This window comes from Aeromicrobium piscarium, assembly GCF_007421815.1.
Classification (GTDB): domain Bacteria; phylum Actinomycetota; class Actinomycetes; order Propionibacteriales; family Nocardioidaceae; genus Aeromicrobium; species Aeromicrobium piscarium.
Map to the genome: position 1 here is coordinate 182104 of NZ_VLNT01000002.1, position 24520 is coordinate 206623.

A 24520-nucleotide genomic window follows, 5' to 3' on the forward strand; every position below is an offset into this window, starting at 1 on the left:
CAGGATCAGCGACGCAGGACGGAGGCCAGCTCGCGGGCCGTCGACATCACCTCCGCCGGAGCGGTGCGAGCGCCGAAGGTGAAGCGCACTGCCGTCTGAGCGGTCGCCGCGTCGTAGCCCATGGCCGTCAGCACGTGGCTCGGCTCATCGCTCCCGGCGGCACACGCCGATCCGCTCGAACAGTAGACGCCGCGACGCTCGAGATCGAGCAGGATGGACTCGCCGCTGCGGCCGGGGAACACGAAGGACGCGTTGCCGGCCAGCCGACGGGTGGCGTGCCCGGTCAGCCGCGACTCCGGAACCTGGGCGAGGACCTCCCCGATGAAGCGATCTCGCAGTGCGACCAAGGTCTCGATGTCGTCGCTCGCGGCGAGATCGAGGGCGGTGGCCATCCCCACCGCGGCGGCCACGTTCTCCGTCCCCGAGCGACGATCGCGTTGCTGACCGCCGCCGTGGATCAACGGCTCGAAGGGAGTCCGGCGGCGCAGGTAGAGCACTCCGATCCCCTTCGGTGCGCCGAGCTTGTGCCCCGCCAGGCTCAAGGCCCGCACCCCGAGCCGGGTCACGTCCAGATCGAGAGTGCCGGCGGCCTGCACGGCATCGGTGTGGAAGGGGACGTCGTACTCGGCTGCCAGGTCGCTCAACACGGCGATGTCCTGCACCGTGCCCACCTCGTTGTTGGCGTGCTGGACGCTGACCAAGGTCGTGTCCGGGCGTAACCGCGCCGCGAGCGCGTCCGCCGCCACGATCCCCTCGGAGTCGACCGGGATCCGTTCGACCTCGAAGCCCAGCCGCTCCAGCCATCCGGCGGACTCCAGGACCGCTGGATGCTCGATCTCGCTCACCAGCACGTGCCTCCCCCGAGGCGAAGCGAGCGCGATGCCCTTGACCGCGGCGTTGTCGGACTCGGTCCCGCCTGAGGTGAACAGGATCTCGGCGGGTCGTGCTCCGAGATGCTCGGCGACCCGTGCGCGGGCCTCCTCCAGAGCTCGGGCAGCCGACTGCCCGAGCTCGTGGCTACTGGCCGGATTCGCGAAGCCTCCGGTCAGATGCGGCCACATCGCCTCCAGCACCTCACGCCGGACCGGTGCCGTCGCCGCTTCGTCGAGGTAGACCTGCACGGTCAGCTCCGCACGTCGAGACCGAGGTCGAGGGCGGCCACGCCGTGGGTCAGCGCTCCGACGCTGATGACATCGACACCCGTGCTGGCGATGTCGCCGATGGTCTCGAGCGTCACTCCCCCACTCGCCTCGACGAGCGCGCGACCGGCGACGAGATCGACACCGCGCCGCAGGTCGTCGAGGGAGAAGTTGTCGAGCATGATCGTGCCGACACCACCGGCGAGCACCGGCTCGATCTGTTCCAGTCGGTCGACCTCGACCTCGATATGGGTCGTATGCGGGAGCTGAGCGCGAGCGCGGCGGATCGCGGCGGTGATGTCGCCGACCAGCGCCAGATGGTTGTCCTTGGCCATCACCGCGTCCGACAGCGAGTAACGGTGGTTGTGGCCCCCGCCGCACCGCACGGCGTGTCGTTCGAGCGCACGCAGCCCCGGGGTGGTCTTGCGCGTGTCGACCACCCGCGCACGCGTGCCCTCCACCGCGGCGACGTACCGCGCCGTCAGCGTGGCGATACCGCACATCCGTTGGACGAGGTTCAGAGCGACACGTTCACCCCGCAGCACCGACCGTGCAGGGCCGTCGACCGATGCGAGCACCTCGCCGGTGTCGAATCGAGCGCCCTCGGCGACCTGCGCTGTCACGGTGACCGTGTCGTCCAGCGCGGTCATGGCCCGCGCGAAGACCTCCCCGCCGCTGTAGACGCCCGGCTCGCGTGCGACGAGATCGGCGGTGGCCACCGAGGTGCTCGGAACGAAGACCTCGGAGGTCAGATCGCCGAAGGGAGCGTCCTCGTCGAGGGCGGCCAGCACGATCTGATCGATCTGTCGTGGAGTGAGCATCAGGCCTCCCATCGCACGGCCGAGTGCCGCGCGGTCGTGTCAGATCCGGGTGCGTCGGCTCGCCAGTGAGCGCCTCGGGACTCCTGCCGGGCGAGGGCGGAGTGGGCGACCGCGCGGGCCACCAGCAGCAGGTGATCGTCCTCGGCGCTCTTGACATCGCTGGCCGGGCCGACGGACCAACCGTCGAGCGTCCCTATCGCGTGTTCGAGGAGGTCACGATCCCGCTCGAGGCCGACGTTCTGCCACATCAACCGTTGCAGATCGTCGCGTCCGGCGTGTTCACGAGATCGGCCGGAAGACACCGTGACGACCTCGCCGTCGAAGGGCGGTTCCATCTGCCACGGCAGGTTCAGCGCCTCCACCGCGCGCCGCCCCATGACGGCGCCCTCGAGCAGCGAGTTCGACGCGAGCCGGTTGGCGCCGTGCAGTCCGGTGCAGGCGACCTCCCCCGCGGCGTAGAGGCCCGGGACCGTGGTGCGCGCATGGCCATCGGTGACGATGCCGCCCATCAGATAGTGAGCCGCGGGAGTGACCGGCACCGGCGCCGCGGCCCAATCCCACCCATGCGCTCGGACCGTGGCATCGATCCCGGGGAACCGCCGAGCGAGGAACTCGCTTCCGAGCGCGGTGGCGTCCAGTCCGACGGGTGCACCGTTCTGCTCGCGCATCCGCCGAGCGATGGCACGCGCCACGACATCGCGCGGAGCCAGTTCGGCATCGGGGTGGACCTCGGTCATGAAGCGCCGGCCCTCGGCCTCGCGCAGCACGGCGCCCTCCCCTCGGACCGCCTCGGAGATCAGAGCGTTGCCACCGACCGCCAACGAGGTCGGGTGGAACTGCACGAACTCCAGATCGGCGAGCACGGCCCCTGCCCGCAACGCCAGCGCGAGACCGTCGCCGGTGGCCACGGCGGGGTTGGTGGTGTGGGCGAAGAGTTGTCCAGCGCCCCCGGTCGCCAGGATCACGGCATCGGCGTCGATCGTGGAATCATCCAGGAGGCGCCCCCCGCGAACCCCGCCGTCCCGCAGGACGAGACCGGAGACGAAGGTGTTCTCGTGGACCCGGGCGCCCGAGTCGAGCAGGCGACCCGCGAGGGCCTTCGCGATCGCGGCGCCGGTGGCGTCACCGTCGGCGTGCAGAATGCGTGCGCGGCTGTGCGCCGCCTCCAGCCCTCGCGCGAGACGCCCTTCGGAGACATCGAAGCGCACCCCCGCGGCGAGCAGATCGGCGACCGTCTCCGCCCCCGCACCGCACACCACCTCGGCCGCAGAACGCTCGCTCAGCCCGGCGCCGGCATCGAGGGTGTCCCTCACATGGGCCTCGACCGAGTCGTCATCGCTCGTCACCGCGGCGATGCCGCCCTGGGCGTAGCGCGTCGCGCTCTCGGTGAGATACGACTTGGTGACGACGGTGACGTCGAGCCCGCGGCTCCGCGCGGCGAGGGCCGCGGTCAGCCCCGCGACACCGCTGCCGACGACCAGAACGTGTTCGATGGACATGGCGACCTCGTCAGCGCGGCTTGGCCGCCAGCATCCGCTCGAGCGCGACCTTGGCATCGGCCGCGACCTCGTCGGACACGACGATCTGATTGCGGATCTCGCCCTCGACCAGACCGTCGAGCACCCAGGCAAGATACCCGGGATGGATGCGGTACATCGTCGAGCACGGGCAGACGACCGGGTCGAGGCAGAAGATGGTGCGATCCGGGTACTCGGCGGCGAGACGGTTGACGAGGTTGATCTCGGTGCCGATCGCGATCGTGTCACCGGGCGCACTGGCAGCGACGAACTTCCTGATCACGTCGGTCGATCCCGCCGCGTCGGCCGCATCGACGACCGGCATGGGGCACTCGGGGTGCACGATGACCTTGCAGCCCGGGTGATCGGCGCGCGCCTGCTCGATCTGTGCCGTGGTGAAGCGCTTGTGCACCGAGCAGAAGCCGTGCCACAGCAGCACCTTGGCCTCCTCCAGCTGTTCGAGCGAGTTGCCGCCGAGGTCCTTACGCGGATTCCACATGGGCATCTGCTCCACGGAGATGCCCATCGCCTTGGCGGTGTTGCGGCCGAGATGCTGGTCGGGGAAGAACAGCACGCGCTGGCCGCGCTCGAAGGCCCACTCCAGCACCGTCTGCGCATTGGACGACGTGCACACGATGCCGCCGTGGCGTCCGCAGAAGGCCTTGAGCGCCGCCGAGGAGTTCATATAGGTGACGGGGATGACCGGAAGACGGCCCTCGGCATCCGGCTCGGTGCCGTACACCTCGGTCAGCTGCTCCCAGGCCTCCTCGACCGAGTCCTCATCGGCCATGTCGGCCATCGAGCAGCCCGCGGCGAGGTTCGGCAGGATCACCGTCTGCTCGTCCCTCGCGAGGGTGTCCGCGGTCTCGGCCATGAAGTGCACGCCGCAGAACACGATCGCCTCGGCCTCCGGTCGGGTCAGCGCGGCATTGGCGAGCTGGAAGGAGTCCCCGACGAAGTCGGCGTACTGCACGACCTCGTCCCGTTGGTAGAAGTGCCCGAGGATGACGAGACGGTCACCGAGGGCGCTCTTGGCCCGGCGGATGCGCTCGTGCAGCTCCTCTTCGCTCATCTGCTGGTAGGCGACCGGCAGCTGGCCGGGTCGCACGACGGGTTCAGGGATCGCGTCGGCCTCGGAGGCGCCGGGCCCGTACCCGGGCATCCGGTCGAACTCCCACGGCCCCTTGGCGAGCTCCACATCGCAGCTCTGATTCGGCTGGGACTCGATGCGATCGGTGACGGACAGTGTCATGACGTCTCCTCGATGGTGAGGCTGTGACGCGAATGCGCCGGGTTGGATCGATAGAGCGCGGGGGGCCGATGGCTCGTGCCGGTCACATGGCGACCGGTCGGTTCCACGGCCCCCTGCGCGAGGATCTGGCGACGGAAGTTGGCGGGGTCGAGCGCACGACCCAGCACGGCCTCGTAGACCTCTCGCAGTTGAGCGAGGGTGAACTCGTCGGTCACGAAGGCGTGCGCGATCGGCGAGTAGGTGATCTTGGCGCGCAGCCGGTCGAGGGCGTACCGCACGATGACATCGTGGTCGAAGGCGAGGCCGTGGACATCGTCCGCGACGAACCACTCCACGTTGTCGCCATCGATCGCCCGGGCGTCCTCGTCGCGCCGCACGAGGGCCCAGTAGACGATCGACACGACGCGCTCGCCCGGGGAGCGATCGACGTTTCCGAAGGCGTAGAGCTGTTCGAGGTGACGCGGCGCGAGGCCGGTCGTGCGCAGCAGGGTGGCGCCGGCGGAATCGGCGAGATCCTGATCGTCCTCCAGCGGCCCGCCCGGCAATGCCCAGAGCCCCTCATAGGGCTCGCGGATGCGGCGGACCAGCGGAAGCCAGGGGGTCGTGCGCCCGGTGCTCGGATGCGGGCGCAGCGCGAACACGACGGTGGACACGGCGAGCGACAGGCACTGCTGCGTGGTGCTCTCCATGCGCGACCCTCCTTAAGGTGCAAGTGACACTATGCCCCCGACTTTTGGTCGCGTCAACCCTAAGCACCTCCGGTGCGACTTTTGCCGGGTTGTGGCCCCGTGGCCGGCGGCACAGGGGCCGCAACCCGGCAATTCTCGATCGTTGCGGAAGACTTGTCCGCATGCCGACACAGATCCGACCGATCACACCGGACGATCACGACCAGCTGAAGGTGCTGCTCACCGAGGCTTTCGGAACGAACGAAGGAGACTGGGAGGGCCTCCGGGCTCCTGGGCGGACCCGGTGGGGCGCGTTCGTCGACGGTCGTCTCGCCGCGACCATCAACCATCTCGAGTACACGTCCTGGTTCCGGGGCGTCGAGGTGCCGACGGCCGGCGTGACCGGGGTATCGATCGCGGCCGAATACCGTGGACAGCGTCTACTGCGCCCGCTCATGGAAGAGCTGACGGCGCACGCCCGATCACGAGGCGAGCGGATCGCCACGCTCTTCGCCACGGCAACCGGCATCTATCGGGGCTTCGGGTTCAGCCGCATCCTGCAGGTCGGCAGCGTGGAACTCCCGGTAGCCTCGCTCGGGCGGATTCGCGGCAGCCTGGACCTGCGCCGGGCCACCGACGACGACCAGGATGTGCTACGGACGATCTACGACACCTGGGCCCGGCGGCACGACGGCCCGCTGACCCGGCGTGGTCCGGCCCACGAGCGCCCCGACCATCGCTTCAAGGACCTCACGGGCACCACGATCATCGAACGTGACGGCGAACCCCGCGGTTATCTGCGGTGGAAGCGCGGGCCGTCCGGCGACTGGGCCGACTCGGTCGTCGAGGTTCCCGAGCTGATCGCCCTCGACGCCGATGCCATGCGCACGGCCCTGGCCTCGCTGGCCAGCTACGACTCGGTCGCCTCTCGAGTGCGGCTGTTCAGCGCCGGTGATGTCGACACGATGCGCTGGATCCTGCCGTCGAACTCCTGGACCCCGCTCGCCGACACCGAGCCGTACATGCTGCGCGTCCTCGATCCATCGGCCTTCGATCTACTGCCCGCTCCCCCGGGCGTCACCGCCACTCTGCCGTTCGCGGTCGGCGACGACGGCTGGGTGTTGCACGTCGCGGACGGCGAGATGCGCGTCGAACCAGATCCGATGGCGGCGTCCTCGGGCCGCCGACTGGATCCGGGGGCGCTCGCGGTGAGCTTCGCCGGAGTGCTGACGAGCTCGGCCCAACGCGAGGTCGGCCTGCTCGCAGGAGACGATCGCGACGACGCCCTCTGGGACCTCGTCTTCACCAGCGGCCGCCGTCTCGCCACCCGAGACTCCTTCTGACTCCGTCCAACTTTTGCCGGGTTCTGGCCCCTCGCGCCTTCGAAAAACGGCCACAACCCGGCAAAACTCGGCCGGAGGGCTAGCGGAAGTCGCGGGCGCGGTGCTTGGCGGGGAGCGCGGAGGCGGCAGCGGGGTACAGCGACTCGATGCGCTCGAGGGCCTCGGCCTTGAGGTTGACCGCGCCGTCGCTGTGCTCCAGGACGCCGCGCACCACCACTCCCGCCGCATTGCGCGCCACCCGGCGATGCTGCTGCCACACCGAGCCGAAGACGACGACATTGAGCATGCCGGTCTCGTCCTCGAGATTGAGGAAGGTGACCCCACCCGCGGTAGAGGGTCGCTGGCGATGCGTGATGAGCCCGGCCACCCGTACCCGGCGTCCCGTCTCATAGACCGCCAGATCGGTCACCGAGAGCACCCCGTGTTCTCTCATGAGAGAACGCAGGTGCTGCATCGGGTGCTCACGCGGCGAGATGCCCGTCGCCCACAGATCGGCGGTGGTCAGCTCGACCTCGCTCATCCCGGGCAGCATCGGTGGCGGCGAGGTGACGGCTGTACCCTCCAGCTGCTCGAGCCGGTCGATATATCCGGCATTCCACAGCGCCTCGCGGCGCGACATCCCGAAGCCGTCGAACGCTCCCGCGGTGGCCAGCGACTCCATCTGGGCGATCGACAGCCGCGCCCGCCGGGCCACATCGGCCATGTCGCGGAAGGGCCGCTCGTTCCGGGCCGCGACGATCCGCTCGGCGTCCGCCTGACCGATCTGCTGCACACTCGTCAGACCGAGCCGTACCCCGTGGTGGCCGTCGCGGCGATGGGCACCGAGCCGATGGTCGGCACCGGGAGCGAAGTCGGGCACCGGTGGCTGCTCGGTCAGCAGACACGAGTCCATCCCCGTCGCCTCGCTGCTCCCGGCGAGTGGTTCCAGGTCGGCATGCACGGCCGATGCCTCGATATCGGGCCGGAGCACCTCGACCCCGTGTCGTCTGGCATCGGTCACCAGCGACTGGGGCGAGTAGAACCCCATCGGCTGCGAGCGCAGCAGTCCGGCGAGGAAGGCCGCCGGATAGTGCAGCTTGAGCCAGGAGCTCGCATAGACCAGGAGCGCGAAGCTGATCGAGTGGCTCTCGGCGAAGCCGAAGTTGGCGAAGGCCTCGATCCGGGCGTAGAGGATGTCGGCGACCTCGTCGCTGATGCCCTTGGACTTCATGCCCTCATAGAGCTTGGCGCGCAGCCGCTCGATCTTCTCGATCCCCCGCTTGGAGCCCATCGCGCGGCGCAGCAGATCGGCCTCGTCGCCCGTGCATCCGCCGATCTCGGTGGCGATCTGCATGAGCTGCTCCTGAAACAGCGGCACACCCAGGGTGCGTTTCAAGATCGGCTCCAACGAGGGGTGCAGATAGTCGACCGGCTCCCGCTCGAGCTTGCGCCGGATGTACGGATGCACCGCGCCGCCCTGGATCGGCCCGGGACGGATCAGCGCGATCTCGATGACGAGGTCGTAGAACTTACGGGGTCGCAGCCGGGGCAGGGTGCCGATCTGCGCCCTGCTCTCCACCTGGAAGACCCCGATCGAGTCCGCCCGGCACAGCATGTCGTAGACCCCCGCCTCCTCCTTGGGGATCGTCTCGAGCTCCCACCTCTCCCCCGTGTGCTCAGCGACGAGGTCGAAGGTGTGCTGGAGGGCGCCGAGCATGCCCAGCCCCAGCAGGTCGAACTTGACCAGCCCCATCCAGGCACAGTCGTCCTTGTCCCACTGCAGCACCGTGCGCTTGTCCATGCGGGCACGTTCGATGGGCACCACCTCGCCCACCGGCCGCGCGGTGAGCACCATGCCGCCGGAGTGGATGCCCAGATGCCGAGGGGCCCCGGCGGCACGCGTGGCCAGGTCGATGACCGCCTGCGGTGGGCTACCGGGAGCATCGGGATCGTCGACCTCGACACGCGACCACGAGTCGATGCGCTTGCTCCAAGCGTCCTGCTGTCCCGGCGAGTAGCCGAGCGCCTTGGCCATGTCGCGCACGGCCGACTTGGGCCGGTAGCTGATGACATTGGCGACCTGGGCGGCATTGTGGCGGCCGTACTCGTCGTAGACCCACTGGATGATCTCCTCGCGCCGGTCGGAGTCGAAGTCGACATCGATATCGGGCTCCTCGTCGCGGGTGGCCGACAGGAACCGCTCGAAGGGAAGGTGGTACTTGATCGAGTCGACGGCGGTGATGCCGAGGGCGTAACAGACCGCGGAGTTGGCCGCCGATCCCCGCCCCTGGCACAGGATGCCGCGATCCTTGGCCTCTGTGACGATGCGGTGGACGATGAGGAAGTAGCCGGGGAAGTCCTTGTCCTCGATCACCGCCAGCTCACGCTGCAGCCGCTCCTCGGCCTCCTCCCGGCGGTGGGCGTAGACGCGGTCGGCTCCCTCTCGGACGAGTTCGCGCAACCAGGACATCGGCGTATGCCCGTCGCCGACGGGGAACCGCGGGAGCGCCGGAGAGGCCTTGCGCAGGTCGAAGCCGACCTCCTCGGCGATCCGCACCGAATGCTCGACAGCCCCCGGATAGCGAGCGAAACGGTGCGTCATCTCCTCACCGGACCGCAGGTACCCCGGTTGTCCCAGCCAGCCACGCATCTCGGCGAGGCTGCGGCGGGCCCGCACGGCGGCGAAGGCCTGGGAGAGCCGGGCGTCCCCCGGGGCAGCCGCGTGCACATTGCCGGTGGCCACGATGGGGAGCCCCGCCTCCCGCGCCAGCTCGGCGAGAGCGTCGTTGACATCGGAGTCCTGCGGGTACCCGTGGTCGAGGAGCTCGACCACGACGTTGTCGGGTCCGAAGCGCTCGACGAGGCCGCGCAGCTCAGCCTCCGCGGCCGACCTGCCACCCTCGCTCAAGGCCCGGCGGACCGCCCCCTTGCGGCATCCGGTGAGCACGAGGGTACGGTCGCGCAGTCGTTCGGCGAGGGAATCGAGGTGGTAGACCGGGCGGCCCTTCTCGTCGCCCGCCAGCTGCGCCTCGGTGATCGCCCCCGAGAGCGCGTGGTAACCCTCGACGCCGCGGGCGAGGACGAGCAGATGTTCTCCCTCCGGGTCGGGGCGACCGTTCTGCGGGCCGGTGAGTCCCAGGGAGAGCTCGGCCCCGTAGACGGTGTCCAGGCCGTGCAAGGTGGCGGCCTCGGAGAAACGCGCGGCCCCGTAGAAGCCGTCGTGGTCGGTGAGGGCGAGAGCGGAGAGCCCCAGCCGGACCGCCTGCTCGACGAGGGCATCGGGAGCGTTCGCGCCGTCGAGGAAGCTGTAGTTGCTGTGGCAGTGCAGCTCCGCATAGGGCACTACATCGACCGGGCGCTCGACGGGCTCGTCGGGGCGATAGGCACCGCGTTTGCGCGACCAGGCGGGACCGTCACCGCCGTCGGGCGGGTCGGTGGGTGGAGTGACACGACCGGAGAGACGGGACTCCAGCTCACGCCAGGAGATACCGGGATTGTTCCAGCCCATCATTCACTCCCTTCGGACAACTTTTGCCGGGTTGTGGCCCTTCGGGGACACGAATAAGGGCCATAACCCGGCAAAAGTTGGCCCCGGAGGGGTGTGCCGGTCAGTCATAGCGGGCCTCGGTCCACCATCGTCCGTCCTCGACACACATCAGCCAGGCGCTGCCGTCGACGCCGACGACCTGGAAGCGCGCGATCCGACGGGCCGCATGCTCGTCCCACCACAGGTCGTCGAGCGGCCAGGGGCCTGCCCAGCCCGCGACCGGCTGCCACGGTTGATCCGCTCCGAGACGAAAACGCGCGGGTTCTCCCGTCAGCCCGCCGCGAGAGGTCACGATGACCGGCTGCCCCTCGGCTCCCACCACTTGCGCCGGCTCGGGCGCCGCGAACACCCGCGCCGGAGCCGGCTCGGGGATCGACCCCGGCCACGGCCGCGCGAGATCGCGGACCTCGGCGGGCCTGTCCCCCCACGTGCTGGCGAGTTGACGCTCCCCGGGGCTCGATCCGCCCTGAACCCCTGCCGTCCGTACCGCCTCCGGCCCTACCAGACTCTGCACACGTGCCACCACCCTCTCGACTCCCTCATCCACTCCGTCGCCGAACAGGCTCTCGGCGTGATCACCCACCTGCTCGACGGCCTCGGGCACCACCCGGACCTCATCGACCGGCGCGGTGATCGCCCCGGGCACCTGCGCCTGCCAGCGGACCCGGTCGACGATGTCGGCCGAGGAGAACCACCGTGGGTGCCGCCAGGTACGAGCGTGGGACAGCACACCGTCGCTGTCGATCTCGATGCGTATCGCCGTGGCCACCGCACCGCGATCGGCCAGTGCGGACACGAACGACTCGGCCGCTCTGCGCATGCTGAAGGCGATCGCCTCGACACGATCGAGCGGCGGCTCGAACGACACCCGCCCGACCAGGTCCGGGGGGATCTCCCGTCGGCTGAGGAGCCTCGGATCCTCACCTCGTGCCCAGCGATGGGCGAGCACCCCGCTCGGGCCGAACCGCGTGCGCACGTCGGCGATCTCCAGCCGCGCGTAATCACCCAGCGTGCGGATGCCCAGACGACGCAGCAGATCGGCCATCTCCGGATCGCCGAGCACCGCTACCGGCAGGTCCCGCACGAAGTCCGCCGAACCGCCGGGGCCCACGACCACGGAGTCCTGCGGTGGAGCCTGGCGGGCCGCCTGCTCGGCCGCGAAGAGATCATCGGCGATCCCGCATCGGACGTCCCAGATCCCGTGCTCGACGAGCTGCTCGGCGAGCACGGCCGCCGCCTCGGCCTCGCCACCGTAGTAGCGCGCCGGCACCGTCACCCCGCACAACCCCGGCCGCAGAGGCGCGACCTGTGCGGAGAGCTCCTCGACGAGATCGAGAACCGCCTCGAAAGCCCGGGCATCGGCGGCGGGATCGTGGGCGCACAGGATGACATCGGGGCATCGCGCCTGGGCATCGCGCCGGCGCATCCCGCGGCGCACCCCCTCCTGTCGTGCCGCGGCCGAGCAGGCGACGACGACCTGGCCGTCGATGACCGCCACCGGAGCATCGGCCGGGGTGTCGGGTCCGAGGTGGCTGACGACGGGCCAGTCCGGGCACCACAGCACCATCACCCGTGTCATCAGCCGACCCTGCGCAGCAGCGGTGGCTCATCGGCCACACGGACCTGGCCGTGGTCGTCCGGCAGCCAGAGCTCTCGCCGCCGCGAGGGACGGCCGGGATGCTGAACCTCGATCGTGGCCCGGCGGGCACGCAGATGCCCAGCACCTCGGTCGGTGCCCTCCCACTGGACATCGGTCAGCCGCAGATGGGCACGAGCCCGCGGCCAGGCGGTGTCCCAGGCGATGACGATGCCCTGGTGCTCATGCAGCCGGGCAGCGATCCGTTGGGCATCGCGCGAGGCCATCGCGCGACCCGCCACCACCACTACGGGGACGACATCGATCAGCGCCGCGGTGACAGACAGCCAGTCGGCTCCCGGATCGGGCACCAGGACGGTGCGCTCCAGGGCCACGCCGAAGGCCTGTGCCGCTTGCATGCCGAAATCCGTGGCGCCGATGACCGCCGCCCACTGCCCCTGCACCGACGGGCCGGCCATGAGCAACATCGCCAGCGATGCCGCTCCGACGGTATAGACCTGCCCCGGCTGCACCTCTAGGAGTCCCTCCAGCACCGGATGGACCCGCATCGAGGACACCTGAGGGCGGCCTTCGAGCTCGCGCATCTTGGCGCGGAGGTCGTCGATCAGAGCAGCCTGGGACACTCCTCAAGTATCGAACATACGTTCGAACGAGTCAATCCGGGAGGACCCTCGCGACCGATACTGAGAGCGGTGAGCTAGGCACCTCTCGTCGCCGTTGAGAGGTGCGCAGCTCACCGCCCGGAGCGGGCGGTGGCCTAGGCACCTCTCCACGCGCGAGAGAGGTGCGTAACTCACCGCCCACGTGAGCCGAGCGAGGTCAGCTGGCGAGGTCGATGGAACCACCGGGGATCGCATCGAGGAGCTTGCGGGTGTACTCCTCACGCGGATGGTCGAAGACCTGGATGACCGATGCCTGCTCGACGGCCTTGCCCTTCTGCATCACCACCACCTCATCGGCAATCTGGCGGACCACTGCGAGATCGTGGGTGATGAACAGATAGCTGAGACCGAGCTCGGCCTGCAGGTCATTGAGCAGGTTGAGGATCTGCGCCTGCACCAGCACGTCGAGGGCCGAGACCGCCTCGTCGAGAATGATGACCTCGGGCTGCAGGGCAAGGGCACGCGCGATCGCGACTCGTTGCCGCTGTCCGCCGGACAACTCGTTGGGGAACCGCCGCATGACCGCCGAGGGCAGCGAGACCTTGTCCAGCAGATCGCGGATCGTCGCCTCCCGCTCCTTGCCACTGCCGATCTCGTGCGTACGCAGCGGCTCCTCGATGGAGCGGTAGATCGAGTACATCGGGTCCAGCGAGGCATAGGGGTTCTGGAACACCGGCTGCACACGACGCCGGAAGGCCAACTGCTCGGACTTGCCGCGCAGCGTCGAGATATCGACGCCGTCGAACTGGACCGTCCCGCTGGTGGGCTCGAGCAGATCGAGGACCATGCGCGCCACGGTCGACTTGCCGGAGCCGGACTCTCCCACGATCGCCGTGGTGGTACCGCGTCGCAACGAGAACGAGACCTCGTCGACCGCTGTGAAGTCGACCGTGCGGCCCAGCCCACCGGCGGGCAGCTTGAAGACCTTGGTGAGATCCTTGGCCTCGACGGCGATCCGCGTCGCCTCTCCCCCGAACTCGTCGCCCTCGTGCTCGGCCACGATCTCCCCCGCGGTCTTGACTGCGCTCTCACGCACCTCAGCGCGCGTCTGCGCGGTGAGTCGCTGCGAGGCGAGCGACGGGGCTGAAGCGATGAGCCGCTGCGAGTAGGGATGCTGCGGGTACTGCAGGATCTCCAGCGCCGGACCCGACTCGACGACCTGCCCCTTGTACATCACCACCAGATGATCGGCGCGCTCGGCCGCGAGGCCGAGGTCGTGGGTGATGAGCAGGACGGCGACGCCCAGGTCATCGGTCAGCGAGTCTAGATGATCGAGGATCTGCTGCTGGACCGTGACATCGAGTGCCGAGGTGGGCTCATCGGCGATCAAGAGCTTGGGCCGTGCGGCCAGCCCCATCGCGATGAGCGCTCGCTGACGCATGCCGCCGGAGTACTCGTGCGGGAACTGCCGGGCGCGAGCCTGGGCGTCGGGAAGCCCGGCCTCCTCCAACAGCTCCACGACTCGTTTGTCCGCGGCCTTGCCCTTGGCGATGTCGTTGGCTTCGAGCGCCTCCTTGATCTGCGTCCCGACCCGCACCAGCGGATTGAGATTCGACATCGGATCCTGCGGCACGAGACCGATCTGGCTGCCCCGGATGGCCTCACGCTGACGACGCTTCAGATGCGTGATGTCGCGTCCGTCGAAACGGATCGTCCCGCTGGTGACATGGCCGGTGCCGGGCAACAGATCGATGATCGCATGCGCCGTGGTGGACTTGCCCGACCCGGACTCGCCGACGATCGCGACGGTCTGACCGGGATAGACCGTCAGATTCGCGCCACGGACCGCCGGGATGTCCCTCTTGCCCGATCGGAACGCCACGTGCAGATCGGTGATCTCCAACAGCGGTTCGGTGGTCCGCTCAATTCGCTCGCTCATGCCGCCACCGCCTGAAGGAACAACACAATAGGCCGATGACGGCATTCGTGGATGTTCATTCTTCGCTCGCTTCGCTCGCTCATGACTTCTTCGCCTTCGGATCGAGGGCATCGCGCACAGCATCGCCGAGCAGCATGAAGCTCAGCACGGTGACCGCCAGTGCGCCGGCCGGGAAGAACAGCACGTGCAGGTTACGGCCCGATCGGACCTCGGACTGCGCGGCTGCGATGTCATTGCCCCAGGAGACGACGCTCGCCGGGAGCCCGATGCCCAGGAAGGACAGCGTCGCCTCGGCCACGATGTAGACGCCGAGGGAGACGGTGGCCGTCACGATCACCGGGGCGAGGGCGTTCGGGATGACATGCCGGCGCAGGTTGCTCCACTTGTTGGAGCCGATCGCGCGAGCGGCGTCGATGAACTCGAGGTTCTTGACCTCCAGCACGGCGCCGCGGGCGATACGCGTCATCTGGGGCCAGCCGAAGACCGCGAGCACCAGCACGACGGCGATGACACCACCCCAATAACCGCGACCGGACCAGACATTGTTGAGCGCCGACAGCAGCACGATCGCGCCGAGGATGAGCGGGATGGCGAAGAAGACATCGGCGATGCGCGAGATGAGCATGTCGGTCCACTTGCCGTAGAAGCCGGCGAAGGCTCCCGTCAGCAGGCCGACGAAGGTGACGAAGAGCGTGGTCAGGATGCCGACGGTCACCGAGGCGCGAGCACCGTGGATAACGCGCGAGTAGACGTCATAGCCCTGGGCGTCGAAGCCGAACGGATGCCCCGACTGCGGTCCCTCCTTGCTCCGGCTCAGATCGGCCGCACGGGGGTTGATGTCGGTGAAGAGCCCCGGGAAGAGGCACACGATGAGGATGAACAGCAACAGCACGGCCGAGATCCAGAAGATCCAGTTGCCCCGCAGCTGCTTCCACGCCTCCTTCCACTGGCCCTCCGGCGGTGCCGAGGTGTCGACCGTTCCGGTCTCCTCCAGCGGGGTCTCCGCGAGGGGCGCGACGAAGCGTTCCTGTCCAGGTCGGGCGATCTCAGGCATAGCGGATCCTCGGATCGAGTGCGGCGTACAGCAGGTCGACGAGCAGGCTCATGAGCACATAGACGAGCACCATGACGGTCACGACGGACACGACCGTCGGGCTCTCCCCGCGCTGGACGGCCTGATAGGCCAGGTTGCCGATGCCCGGGACATTGAAGATGCCCTCGGTGACGATCGCACCGGCCATGAGTGTGCCCAGGTCCGCGCCGAGGAAGGTCACGACGGGGATCAGGGAGTTGCGCAGCACATGCTTGCGGTTGACGGTCCCCTCGGACAACCCCTTGGCGCGGGCCGTGCGGACATGGTCGGCGCTGAGGTTCTCGATCACCGAGGTGCGGGTGAGACGTAAGACATAGGCGAAGGAGACCAGGCCGAGGACGATCGCCGGAAGGATCAGTTTGCCGATGGAGGCGTCACCGCCGACGGTGGCGGGCGCCCAGTGGAGTTTGACGCCGAACACCAGCTGGAGCATGAAGCCGAGCACGAAGATCGGGACGGCGATGACCAGCAGCGAGACCACGAGCATGGTGGAGTCGAAGATCTTGCCGCGTCGCAGGCCCGCCCAGAAGCCGGCGATGATGCCGAGCACGGCCTCGATGATGAGGGCCATCAGGGCGAGCTTGACCGTGACCGGGAAGGTCCTACCGATCAGGTCGGCTACCGGCTGACCGGAGTACGAGGTACCCAGATCGCCGGTGAGCGCGCCGCCGAGGAACAGCAGCCACTGCACGAGGAAGGGCTTGTCGAGGTTGTACTGGGCCTCGAGATTGGCTCGAGCCGTCTCGGAGACGGGCTTTTCGCCGAACAGCGCAGTGATCGGGTCACCGGGCTGCAAGAAGACCATCGCATAGATGAGCAATGTGGCGCCGAGCACCACGGGGATCGCCTGGAGTAGGCGCTTTCCGACATACCACCACATCGGCACGGACCTCCTGATCGAGGGATCAATCTACTCCCCTACGGCGGATCGCACCGCGGGGGCGGGTGGAGCGCACACCGGTGGGGCGGTGCCCGTAGGCACCGCCCCACCTCGTGCGATCACTTCGTGACGTCGTGATACTCCGGCTTGTTCTGCCAGTTGAACTCCAGGTTGTTGACGCCCTGGGCGCCGACCGCGGAGATGTTCTGGTTCCACAGCGGGATGGCCGGAAGGTCCTGGAAGAGGATCTCCTGGGCCTGAGCGAGGAACTGTGCTCGCTCTTCCTCCGAGTCCGCCGCGGCGGACTGACCGAGCAGGCCGTCGAAGTCGGCATTGCTGTAGTCGCCGTCGTTCGAGCCGGCACCCGTGCCGTACAGCGGCGCGAGGTAGTTGTAGACCGACGGGTAGTCGGGCTGCCAGCTGGTACGGAAGGCGGTGCCGATGCTGCGGTTGGTGACCAGCTCACGGAACTCGCCGAAGGTCGCGAAGGCCTTGGGCTCGGCCTCGATCTCCAGGTTGGTGCGGATCTGGTTGACGACCGCCTCGACCCACTCCTTGTTGCCGGGCCCGTCACCGTTGTAGGACAGCTCGAAGGTGCCCTCGAAGGGAGCGATCTCCTCGGCCTGGGCCCACAGGTCCTTGGCCTGGTCGACGTCGTACTCGAGCACCTCGCTGCCCGGGATGTCCTCGGTGTAGCCGGGCATCAGCGGGGAGCTGAAGTCGGTCGCCGCGGAGTTCGCGCCGTCGAAGATCTTGTCGCCGATCTGCTCGCGGTCGATGGCCATCGACAGCGCCTGGCGACGCAGCTGGCCCTCCTCGTCCTCGCCGAAGTGCGCGAGCGAGGACGGGATGGTGAAGCTCATGAAGACCGAGCCGGGCTCGGTGATCGGCTGCACCTGGTCGTCATCCTCATAGGACGACAGCGCGCTCGGCGGCACTCGGTCGAGGATGTCGAGGTTGCCGGACTGGACGTCGGTGTAGGCGGCATCCGGATCGGTGTAGAACTTGAAGGTCACGCCCTCGTTCTGGGGTGTGCGGTTGCCGTCATAGTCGCCATTCGGGACGAGGGCGGCCTCGACATCGTGGTCCCAGCTCTCGAGCGTGTACGGACCGTTGCCGATCGGCGCCTCGCCGAAGGCCTCCATGTCGTCGAAGGCCGATTCCGGGAGCGGGAAGTACGCCGAGTAGCCGAGGCGCTTGGGGAACTCCGCCTCGGGGGCCTTCAGCGTCGCCGTGAAGGTGAGGTCATCGGTGACCTCGAGGCCGGAGATGGTGTCGCCGCCGGTCGAGACGCCTTCCTCGTCGGTGCCCTCGAAGGGGTTGAAGAAGTACGCGCCGAGCTGAGCGTTGTCCGGGTCCGCACCGTAGTTCCATGCGTCGACGAAGGACTGCGCGGTGACGGGGCTGCCGTCGGAGAACGTCCACCCGTCCTTGAGCGTGATGGTCCAGGTCTGGTTGTCGTCGGACTCGATGGACTCCGCGACCTCCATCTCGGTGTCACCCTCGGCGGTGTACGAGACGAGGCCGGCGAAGATCAGGTCGACGATATTGCCGCCGCCGGTCTCGTTCGTGTTCGTGGGGACGAGCGGGTTCTGGGGCTCAGTGCTGAACGAGGTGATGACATTGTCGGAGCTGTCTCCGCCGCCATCACCACCGCAGGCAGCCAGGGTCAGGCTGCCGACGGCGACCAGCGCGATGCCCGCCAGGCGTGTCCGCCGAGTGAGTCGCATGGAATTCCTCCTGTACATGGGTACGCCAGATCAGGCGCATTCTCATTGCTATCACTCCGAGCCGTTCGGAGGACAGAGGCAGAAAGGGACCTTAATCAAAGTGTCACCGAACCGATGAGCCATGACAAACCACCCGAACGGACGATGGCATGACGACGGCCCCCGGCGGTAAGCCGGGGGCCGTCGTCACACGCGAGCCGTGTCAGCCCTTGCGCTTGGTGATCTCCTCGGTGGCCTGCGGGAGGACCTCCTTGAGGTCGCCCACGACACCGAAGTCGACGAGCTCGAAGATCGGCGCCTCGTCGTCCTTGTTGACCGCGACGATCGTCTTGGACGTCTGCATGCCGGCCCGGTGCTGGATGGCACCGGAGATGCCGTTCGCCACGTACAGCTGCGGCGAGACCGTCTTGCCGGTCTGGCCCACCTGGAACGAGTGCGGGTACCAGCCGGAGTCGACCGCGGCGCGCGAAGCGCCGACGGCGGCACCCAGCGAGTCCGCGAAGGCCTCGACCTGGGAGAAGTCGCCGCCCGTGCCGCGGCCACCGGAGACGACGATGGCCGCCTCGGTGAGCTCGGGACGACCGGTGGACTCCTTGGGCTTGCTGGAGGTGATCTTGGCCGTCTTGGACGCGTCGGCGATCTCGACCGTGACCGACTCGACCGCACCGGCGCCGGAGGCCTGCTCCGGCGAGGTGGAGTTCGGCTTGACCGCGATGACCGGAGCACCCTGGGTGACCTGCGCGGTCACCGTGAAGTTGCCGGCGAAGGCCGACTGGGTGGTGGTCACAGTGCCGCCGTCGGCGGTCACGTCGACCGCGTCGGTGATCAGACCGGACTCGGTACGCAGCGCCACGCGTGCGGCGATCTCCTTGCCCTCCGTGGAGGAGGTCACCAGGATCGCGGCCGGCGAGGCATCCTTGGCCAGCTGCGTCAACGCATCGGCCTTCGGCCCGACGAGGAACTCCTCGTACGCGGCATCGTCGAGCGTGTAGATCTTCTCCGCGCCGTACTCGGCGAGGACGCCGTTGTCGGCCGAGCCGAACACGACGGCCGAGGGCTCGCCGATGCGGCGAGCGATGGTCAGGAGCTCCAGCGAGGGCTTCGCGACCTTGCCCTCGGGGGCATCGATCAGAACGAGAACTTCACTCATGATTCAGGCTCCTACTCACACGAACTTCTTGGAGGCGAGGAACTCGACGAGCTTGGCTCCGCCGTCTCCCTCGTCGGTGACGATCTCGCCGGCCGTGCGCGGCGGACGCGGCGTGAACGACTCGACCTTGGTCCAGGCGTTATCGAGGCCGACCTCGCCGGCGTCGACGCCGATATCGGACAGCGTCCACTCCTCGACGGGCTTCTTCTTGGCCGCCATGATGCCCTTGAAGGACGGGTAGCGGGCCTCACCGGTCTGATCGGTCACGCTGACGACGAGCTTGCCGGACGCCTCGATCTCCTGCGTGGCAGCATCGCCGTCGCGGCGGATCTTGACGGTGTCACCCTCGACGGTGACCTCCGAAGCGAACGTGACGGCCGGGAGCCCGAGCCGCTCGGCGACAAGCGTCGGCACGACACCGAGGCCGCCGTCAGTGGAGGCCATACCGAAGAACACCATGTCGTACTCGAGCTTCTCGATCGCCTTGGCGAGCACCAGCGAGGTCGCGAAGGCATCAGAACCCGCGATCGCGTCATCCTCGACGTGGACACCGGCGTCGGCGCCCATCTGCAGCGCCTTACGCACCGCATCGGAGGCATCGGCGGGGCCGACGGTCAGCACCGTCACCTCACCCTCGCCGGCCTCGACGACCTGCAAGGCCTGTTCCACGGCGTACTCGTCGAGCTCGGACAGCAGACCGTCGACGTTCTCACGATCAACGGTGTTATCGGCTTCGTCGAACGTGCGGTCCGCGGTCGCGTCCGGCACGTACTTCACAGCGACAACGATCTTGGTCACAAGGACCCTCCTGTGAAATCGGGGCGCGGACCCGGGACGGGCCCACGGCAGTCTGACGACTGATTCGGGTATCACCTTAGCCTTGTGAAATATTCACGCGGTGAGGTGACCCTTGCTCCGGCGATGTTACCCGCAAGTTAACTCCGCGGCGAGCGGCTCGACAGTGGCGTGGGTCACCCTCGTGATCGGCGGCGGGTGACGCGCCGGGTGAAGGACTGCACGGCGAAGCCGATCACGAGATACGCCAGGCCCGCGATGATCCAGGTGACCAGCAGGTCGACGGCCGCGGTGTCGTCGCCGGTCCCGAAGGCGAGGGTGCGGCACACGGGCTCGAGGAGGTCGAACAGGCCCGCCGGCCTCTCGCCGAGCGCGAGCGTCAGCGCCCCGAGAGCCAGCAGGAGCGATGCGATGCTGCCGAGTGCGACGGCGACGGTTCCCAACGCGCGCAGCCCACGCACGCCCACCGAGCGCCGAGGGCTCGTCGGAGCGGGTACATCGGAGGTGGTGCCGGCGGGCGCGACCACGGAGAGGTCGCGCGCGGCGAGGTCTCGCGGGGCCGCGGGCAGCCCGTCGGTCATGCTGACCGTCTGATCCTCACCCGCCTCTTCCGGCGACGCCTCGAGCGGGTGCTCGGACTCGCCACCACGACCCGGGAGCTCGCCCGAGGGCTCCTCGGGATCGGCCGTGGAAGCCGCCCCGGCGATCTCGGCGGCGGTCAAGGGCTTGCGACGTTCTCGCGCCTCACGCTCCGCAGCCTCACGCGCTTCCGCTTCACGCTCCGCCACCTCACGCGCTTCACGCTCCGCGGCCTCGTGCACTTCCGCTTCACGCGCTTCGCGCTCGACGGCTTCATACTCCGCGGCGCGCTCCGACTCGTCCGGTGTCGACTCCTCCGATTCGCGGCGACGCAGCCCGGTCGGGGCCGAATCGTCCGCCTCGGAAGAGCCGATCTCGTACGCCGGGCCCTCGTCCGCCTCGACAGCAGCACGACGACGCTTGCCCGCGGCCTCGGGCGACGGCTCGTCCGAGGCGGTGCGCTCCCGATACCGGCGCAGCGCCTCGTCCCGGCGACGGCGTCGCGCCTCGGCACGCAGCTGACGCGCGCGCTCCTTGTCGTCGGCGGCCATCGTCACCGCCCGGAGAAGGACGCCTGACCGGGCCCGTTGTCGATGAAGGAGGTCATGCCGGCCTTCTGGTCCTGCGTCGCGAACAGCCCGGTGAACCCTGCGCGCTCGATCTCCAACCCCGTCTGCAGGTCGACCTCGAGGCCACGGTCGATCACATCCTTGGCGACCCGGAGCGCCAGCGCGGGACCGCCCACGAACTGACGAGCCCAGGCGACGGCCTCGTCGTAGACCGCCTCGGCCGGATGGACCGCATCGACCAGCCCGATCCGCAACGCCTCGTCCGCGTCGACGAAGCGACCCGAGTAGATCAGCTCCTTGGCCGTGGCCGGTCCGACGAGCCTGGCGAGCCGCTGTGTGCCGCCGGCGCCGGGGATGATTCCCAGCAGGATCTCGGGCTGCCCTAGCTTGGCATTCGCCGCGCAGAACCTGACGTCCGCGGCGAGGGCGACCTCGCAGCCGCCGCCGAGGGCGAAACCGGTGATCGCGGCGACGGTCGGCTTGCCGATCGAGGCGACGGCCCGGGTGAACTCCTGCAGCAGTTGACCGTGGGTCAGCATCTGCGCGTAGTCCATCGAGGCCATCTCTTTGATGTCCGCCCCCGCGGCGAAGACCCGCTCGCCGCCGTAGAGGACCACGGCCGCGACATCATCGCGCTCATCGGCCTCGCGCGCGGCAGCAAGGATCTCGCGTTGCATCTGCGCGTCCAGGGCATTCATCTTGGGCCGGTCCAGGCGCAGGGTGCCGATACCCTCTGCCACGTCGAGCCGTGCGAACTCTGCCACGTCACTACCTCCCTCTCGACGCCACCGCGCCATCTCGTGCAGTACCGAAGGCATCGTCGCATGATCGTGGCACCCAGGGTTGACAGGCACGTGACCCACATCGCAAAATCACATAAAGTCACATAAATGCACGCATATCCACACCTGCGGTAGAGAGAAGAAGACCATGACCGATCTCATCGTCCCCGAACTGGTCGGGCTCGACATCGATCTCGGCACGGACGCACGTGCCGTCATCCCCGCTCTCGCCCAGCGTGTGGCGGACGCGGGGCGCGCCGAGGCCGAGGGGCTCGCGCGCGATGCCCTGACCCGCGAAGGTCAGTCCGCGACCGGCTTGCCCGGAGGGATCGCGATCCCGCACTGCCGGTCCGCGGCCGTGTCGAAGGCCTCGCTCGCCTTCGCCCGGCTCTCACCCGCCGCCGATTTCGGCGCACCCGACGGCCCGGCCGATCTGGCCTTCCTCATCGCGGCACCCGCCGAGGGAGATGCCGATCACCTCGCCCTGCTCTCGGCCCTCGCCCGAGCACTCGTGCGCCCCGACTTCACCGCCGCCCTGCGCGCCGCGACCAGTCCTGAGGAGATCGTCGAGCTCGTCGACGAGGCGGTCGCGCCCGCCGCCCCCTCCCCTGCCCCTGAGGCAGCCGCCGAGGAATCCGGACAGCCTGACGAGGACACGGCAACGGAGGACGAGACCGTCTCGCTCGTCGCGGTCACCGCGTGCCCTACCGGGATCGCCCATACCTACATGGCCGCGGAGTCCCTCGAACGCGCCGCGGCCGAGGCCGGTGTCGAGCTGCACATCGAGCCCCAGGGCTCCTCCGGCGGCAAGCGCCTCGACCCGGCCGTGATCGACCGGGCCAGGGCGGTGATCTTCGCGACCGATGTCGGCGTCAAGGACAAGAGCCGGTTCGCGGGCAAGCCGGTCATCGAGAGCGGCGTGAAGCGAGGCATCGACGACGGTCCCGGCATGATCCGCGATGCGCTCGCGGCTGCCGACGATCCGAACGCGCGTCGCGTCGCGGCGGGTGGATCCTCCTCGTCGTCCAGCTCGACCGCGGAGGGCACCTCCTTCGGCCTGCGACTTCGCCAATGGCTGCTCACCGGCGTCAGCTACATGATCCCGTTCGTCGCCGCGGGCGGCCTATTGATCGCGCTCGGCTTCCTGCTCGGCGGCTACGACATCGATGGCGAGGCGATCCTCGGCGACTACACCCTCTTCAACCCGCCGCCGGGTGCGGAGAACGCCGCCGTCTCGGTCGGCTGGCTCACCTATCTCGGTGCTGTGTTCTCCGTCGTCGGTGGCTACGCGATGATGTTCCTCGTCCCGGCGCTGGCCGGCTACATCGCCTACGCGATGGCCGATCGGCCCGGCATCGCCCCTGGCTTTGTCATGGGCTATCTGGCCACGCAGTCCGACACCGGCTTCCTCGGCGGCATCGTCGGAGGCCTGCTCGCCGGCGCGATCGCGATGTCCTTCAGTCGCCTACAACCTCCCCGCTGGCTCGCGGGGCTGATGCCGGTCGTGATCATCCCGCTCGTCACCACGCTCGTCGCCGGACTGATCATGGTCATCGTGCTCGGCAAGCCGATCGCCTGGATCATGAACGGCCTGGAGGACTGGCTGACCGGCATGTCGGACGGATCGACCTTCATCCTGGGTGCGGTCCTCGGACTGATGATGGCCACCGATCTCGGCGGCCCGATCAACAAGTCGGCCTATCTCTTCGCGACCGCAGGCCTCGCCGAGGCCAATCTCGGAGACCCGGACTCGCCGCAGATGATGATCATGGCCGCGGTGATGATCGGCGGCATGACGCCGCCGCTCGCGCTCGCGCTCTCGACGTTGCTGCGCCCGCGGCTCTATACGCAGGAGGAGCGGGAGAACGGCAAGGCGGCCTGGTTGCTGGGAGCCGCCTTCATCTCCGAGGGCGCGATCCCGTTCGCCGCTGCCGATCCGCTGCGGGTCATCCCCTCGATGATGCTCGGCTCGGCCGCTGCGGGAGCGATCGCGATGGGCACCGGGGTGACGCTCGCGGCCCCGCACGGCGGTATCTTCGTGTTCTTCGCGGTCGGCAACGTGCTCTGGTTCTTCGTCGCCATCATCGTCGGTACTCTCGTGAGTGCCCTCGCGGTGACCCTGGCCAAGCAGATCGGTCGCAAGCCCACCGCGCCCATCGGGGCCTGAGGCCCAGCAATCTCCCGAGAGGACCGAACATGCCCAGCAAGACCGTGACCGTCGGATCGTCCGTCGGCCTGCACGCCCGTCCCGCCGCCACGATCGCCCAGGCGGCCAGCGAAGCGGGTGTCCCCGTGACCCTCGCGACCGGCGGCGGAGACCCCGTCGACGCCGGCTCGGCCCTGCTCATCATGACGCTGGGCGCGAAGAAGGGCGACGAGGTCACCGTCGAGAGCGAGGACTCGGCCGTCGTCGACAAGATCGCCGGACTGGTCGAGGCCGACCTCGACGCCTGACCGGCCTCACCTTCGCCCTCCGGGCGCGGGGGTTGGAGGGGGGGGGGGCGAGGGACACCCGAGGGGGGGGGACCAACCAGCCAA

The 24520-nt window shown here is 68.7% G+C and carries 19 protein-coding genes; 3 read left to right on the forward strand and 16 right to left on the reverse strand.

The features are described from left to right. Positions 1–5: 5 nt before the first annotated feature. The 5 genes from FNM00_RS03705 to FNM00_RS03725 are packed head-to-tail and all read right to left on the reverse strand — an operon-like array spanning position 6 to position 5418. Positions 6–1121: a cysteine desulfurase family protein gene (locus FNM00_RS03705; RefSeq protein ID WP_221933568.1), complete on the reverse strand. Its 1116-nt coding sequence runs from the start codon at positions 1119–1121 to the stop codon at positions 6–8. 2 nt (positions 1122–1123) lie between these two features. Beyond that, the gene (gene nadC / locus FNM00_RS03710; RefSeq protein ID WP_143911665.1) at positions 1124–1960 is read right to left on the reverse strand and encodes a carboxylating nicotinate-nucleotide diphosphorylase; all 837 of its coding nucleotides are present in this window, start codon (positions 1958–1960) and stop codon (positions 1124–1126) included. Beyond that, positions 1960–3459 (reverse strand): L-aspartate oxidase, encoded by a 1500-nt coding sequence (nadB, locus tag FNM00_RS03715; RefSeq protein WP_246065050.1) that lies wholly within the window; start codon positions 3457–3459, stop codon positions 1960–1962. The genes nadC and nadB overlap by 1 nt, the downstream gene beginning before the upstream one ends. A 10-nt stretch (positions 3460–3469) precedes the next feature. Further along, a complete protein-coding gene (nadA, locus tag FNM00_RS03720; protein ID WP_143911666.1) occupies positions 3470–4729 on the reverse strand; it encodes a quinolinate synthase NadA in 1260 nt (419 codons plus the stop codon). Further along, positions 4726–5418, reverse strand: coding sequence for an NUDIX hydrolase (locus FNM00_RS03725; protein WP_143911667.1), 693 nt, complete (start codon positions 5416–5418; stop codon positions 4726–4728). Before FNM00_RS03725 ends, nadA begins: the two co-directional genes overlap by 4 nt. Before the next feature lie 161 nt (positions 5419–5579). On the opposite strand from FNM00_RS03725, the gene FNM00_RS03730 reads away from it, so the two are divergent. Further along, positions 5580–6740, forward strand: coding sequence for a GNAT family N-acetyltransferase (locus FNM00_RS03730; RefSeq protein ID WP_143911668.1), 1161 nt, complete (start codon positions 5580–5582; stop codon positions 6738–6740). Positions 6741–6819: 79 nt separating this feature from the next. Here FNM00_RS03730 and FNM00_RS03735 read toward each other — a convergent pair whose 3' ends face one another. From FNM00_RS03735 to FNM00_RS03785, 11 genes are all read right to left on the reverse strand, one after another. Next, positions 6820–10227: an error-prone DNA polymerase gene (locus tag FNM00_RS03735; protein WP_143912073.1), complete on the reverse strand. Its 3408-nt coding sequence runs from the start codon at positions 10225–10227 to the stop codon at positions 6820–6822. Between the two features lie 100 nt (positions 10228–10327). Further along, positions 10328–11845 (reverse strand): DNA polymerase Y family protein, encoded by a 1518-nt coding sequence (locus tag FNM00_RS03740; protein ID WP_143911669.1) that lies wholly within the window; start codon positions 11843–11845, stop codon positions 10328–10330. After that, on the reverse strand, positions 11845–12486 hold the full coding sequence (locus FNM00_RS03745; RefSeq protein WP_143911670.1) for a hypothetical protein: 642 nt from the start codon (positions 12484–12486) through the stop codon (positions 11845–11847). The genes FNM00_RS03740 and FNM00_RS03745 overlap by 1 nt, the downstream gene beginning before the upstream one ends. Before the next feature lie 196 nt (positions 12487–12682). Continuing rightward, positions 12683–14404 (reverse strand): dipeptide ABC transporter ATP-binding protein, encoded by a 1722-nt coding sequence (locus FNM00_RS03750; protein ID WP_143911671.1) that lies wholly within the window; start codon positions 14402–14404, stop codon positions 12683–12685. A gap of 79 nt (positions 14405–14483) precedes the next feature. Next, complete coding sequence (locus tag FNM00_RS03755) at positions 14484–15458, reverse strand: ABC transporter permease (protein ID WP_143911672.1); 975 nt, start codon at positions 15456–15458, stop codon at positions 14484–14486. After that, on the reverse strand, positions 15451–16377 hold the full coding sequence (locus tag FNM00_RS03760) for an ABC transporter permease (protein WP_143912075.1): 927 nt from the start codon (positions 16375–16377) through the stop codon (positions 15451–15453). The genes FNM00_RS03755 and FNM00_RS03760 overlap by 8 nt, the downstream gene beginning before the upstream one ends. A gap of 119 nt (positions 16378–16496) precedes the next feature. After that, positions 16497–18107, reverse strand: coding sequence for a peptide ABC transporter substrate-binding protein (locus tag FNM00_RS03765; RefSeq protein ID WP_143911673.1), 1611 nt, complete (start codon positions 18105–18107; stop codon positions 16497–16499). Between the two features lie 202 nt (positions 18108–18309). After that, positions 18310–19257 (reverse strand): electron transfer flavoprotein subunit alpha/FixB family protein, encoded by a 948-nt coding sequence (locus FNM00_RS03770; RefSeq protein WP_143911674.1) that lies wholly within the window; start codon positions 19255–19257, stop codon positions 18310–18312. Between the two features lie 15 nt (positions 19258–19272). Continuing rightward, positions 19273–20055 carry an electron transfer flavoprotein subunit beta/FixA family protein gene (locus FNM00_RS03775; protein ID WP_185972954.1) on the reverse strand — a complete coding sequence of 261 codons (783 nt, stop codon included), beginning with the start codon at positions 20053–20055 and terminating at the stop codon, positions 19273–19275. A 173-nt stretch (positions 20056–20228) separates the two neighbouring features. Next, complete coding sequence (locus FNM00_RS03780) at positions 20229–21182, reverse strand: hypothetical protein (RefSeq protein WP_143911675.1); 954 nt, start codon at positions 21180–21182, stop codon at positions 20229–20231. Positions 21183–21184: 2 nt separating this feature from the next. Next, entirely contained in the window at positions 21185–21964 is a 780-nt protein-coding gene (locus tag FNM00_RS03785; RefSeq protein WP_143911676.1) for an enoyl-CoA hydratase/isomerase family protein, read from the reverse strand. A 166-nt stretch (positions 21965–22130) separates the two neighbouring features. On the opposite strand from FNM00_RS03785, the gene FNM00_RS03790 reads away from it, so the two are divergent. Both FNM00_RS03790 and FNM00_RS03795 read left to right on the forward strand, forming a co-directional pair. After that, complete coding sequence (locus FNM00_RS03790) at positions 22131–24149, forward strand: PTS fructose transporter subunit IIABC (protein ID WP_143911677.1); 2019 nt, start codon at positions 22131–22133, stop codon at positions 24147–24149. A gap of 29 nt (positions 24150–24178) precedes the next feature. Beyond that, positions 24179–24436 carry an HPr family phosphocarrier protein gene (locus FNM00_RS03795; RefSeq protein WP_143911678.1) on the forward strand — a complete coding sequence of 86 codons (258 nt, stop codon included), beginning with the start codon at positions 24179–24181 and terminating at the stop codon, positions 24434–24436. Positions 24437–24520: the final 84 nt, after the last annotated feature.

Bases quoted from the DNA above. Each gene is read 5' to 3' on its own strand.
- nadC (WP_143911665.1), bottom strand. From the start codon at position 1,960: ATGCTCACTCCACGACAGATCGATCAGATCGTGCTGGCCGCCCTCGAC.
- nadB (WP_246065050.1), bottom strand. From the start codon at position 3,459: ATGTCCATCGAACACGTTCTGGTCGTCGGCAGCGGTGTCGCGGGGCTG.
- nadA (WP_143911666.1), bottom strand. From the start codon at position 4,729: ATGACACTGTCCGTCACCGATCGCATCGAGTCCCAGCCGAATCAGAGC.
- FNM00_RS03725 (WP_143911667.1), bottom strand. From the start codon at position 5,418: ATGGAGAGCACCACGCAGCAGTGCCTGTCGCTCGCCGTGTCCACCGTC.
- FNM00_RS03730 (WP_143911668.1), top strand. From the start codon at position 5,580: ATGCCGACACAGATCCGACCGATCACACCGGACGATCACGACCAGCTG.
- FNM00_RS03735 (WP_143912073.1), bottom strand. From the start codon at position 10,227: ATGGGCTGGAACAATCCCGGTATCTCCTGGCGTGAGCTGGAGTCCCGT.
- FNM00_RS03740 (WP_143911669.1), bottom strand. From the start codon at position 11,845: ATGACACGGGTGATGGTGCTGTGGTGCCCGGACTGGCCCGTCGTCAGC.
- FNM00_RS03750 (WP_143911671.1), bottom strand. From the start codon at position 14,404: ATGAGCGAGCGAATTGAGCGGACCACCGAACCGCTGTTGGAGATCACC.
- FNM00_RS03755 (WP_143911672.1), bottom strand. From the start codon at position 15,458: ATGCCTGAGATCGCCCGACCTGGACAGGAACGCTTCGTCGCGCCCCTC.
- FNM00_RS03760 (WP_143912075.1), bottom strand. From the start codon at position 16,377: ATGTGGTGGTATGTCGGAAAGCGCCTACTCCAGGCGATCCCCGTGGTG.
- FNM00_RS03765 (WP_143911673.1), bottom strand. From the start codon at position 18,107: ATGCGACTCACTCGGCGGACACGCCTGGCGGGCATCGCGCTGGTCGCC.
- FNM00_RS03770 (WP_143911674.1), bottom strand. From the start codon at position 19,257: ATGAGTGAAGTTCTCGTTCTGATCGATGCCCCCGAGGGCAAGGTCGCG.
- FNM00_RS03780 (WP_143911675.1), bottom strand. From the start codon at position 21,182: ATGGCCGCCGACGACAAGGAGCGCGCGCGTCAGCTGCGTGCCGAGGCG.
- FNM00_RS03790 (WP_143911677.1), top strand. From the start codon at position 22,131: ATGACCGATCTCATCGTCCCCGAACTGGTCGGGCTCGACATCGATCTC.
- FNM00_RS03795 (WP_143911678.1), top strand. From the start codon at position 24,179: ATGCCCAGCAAGACCGTGACCGTCGGATCGTCCGTCGGCCTGCACGCC.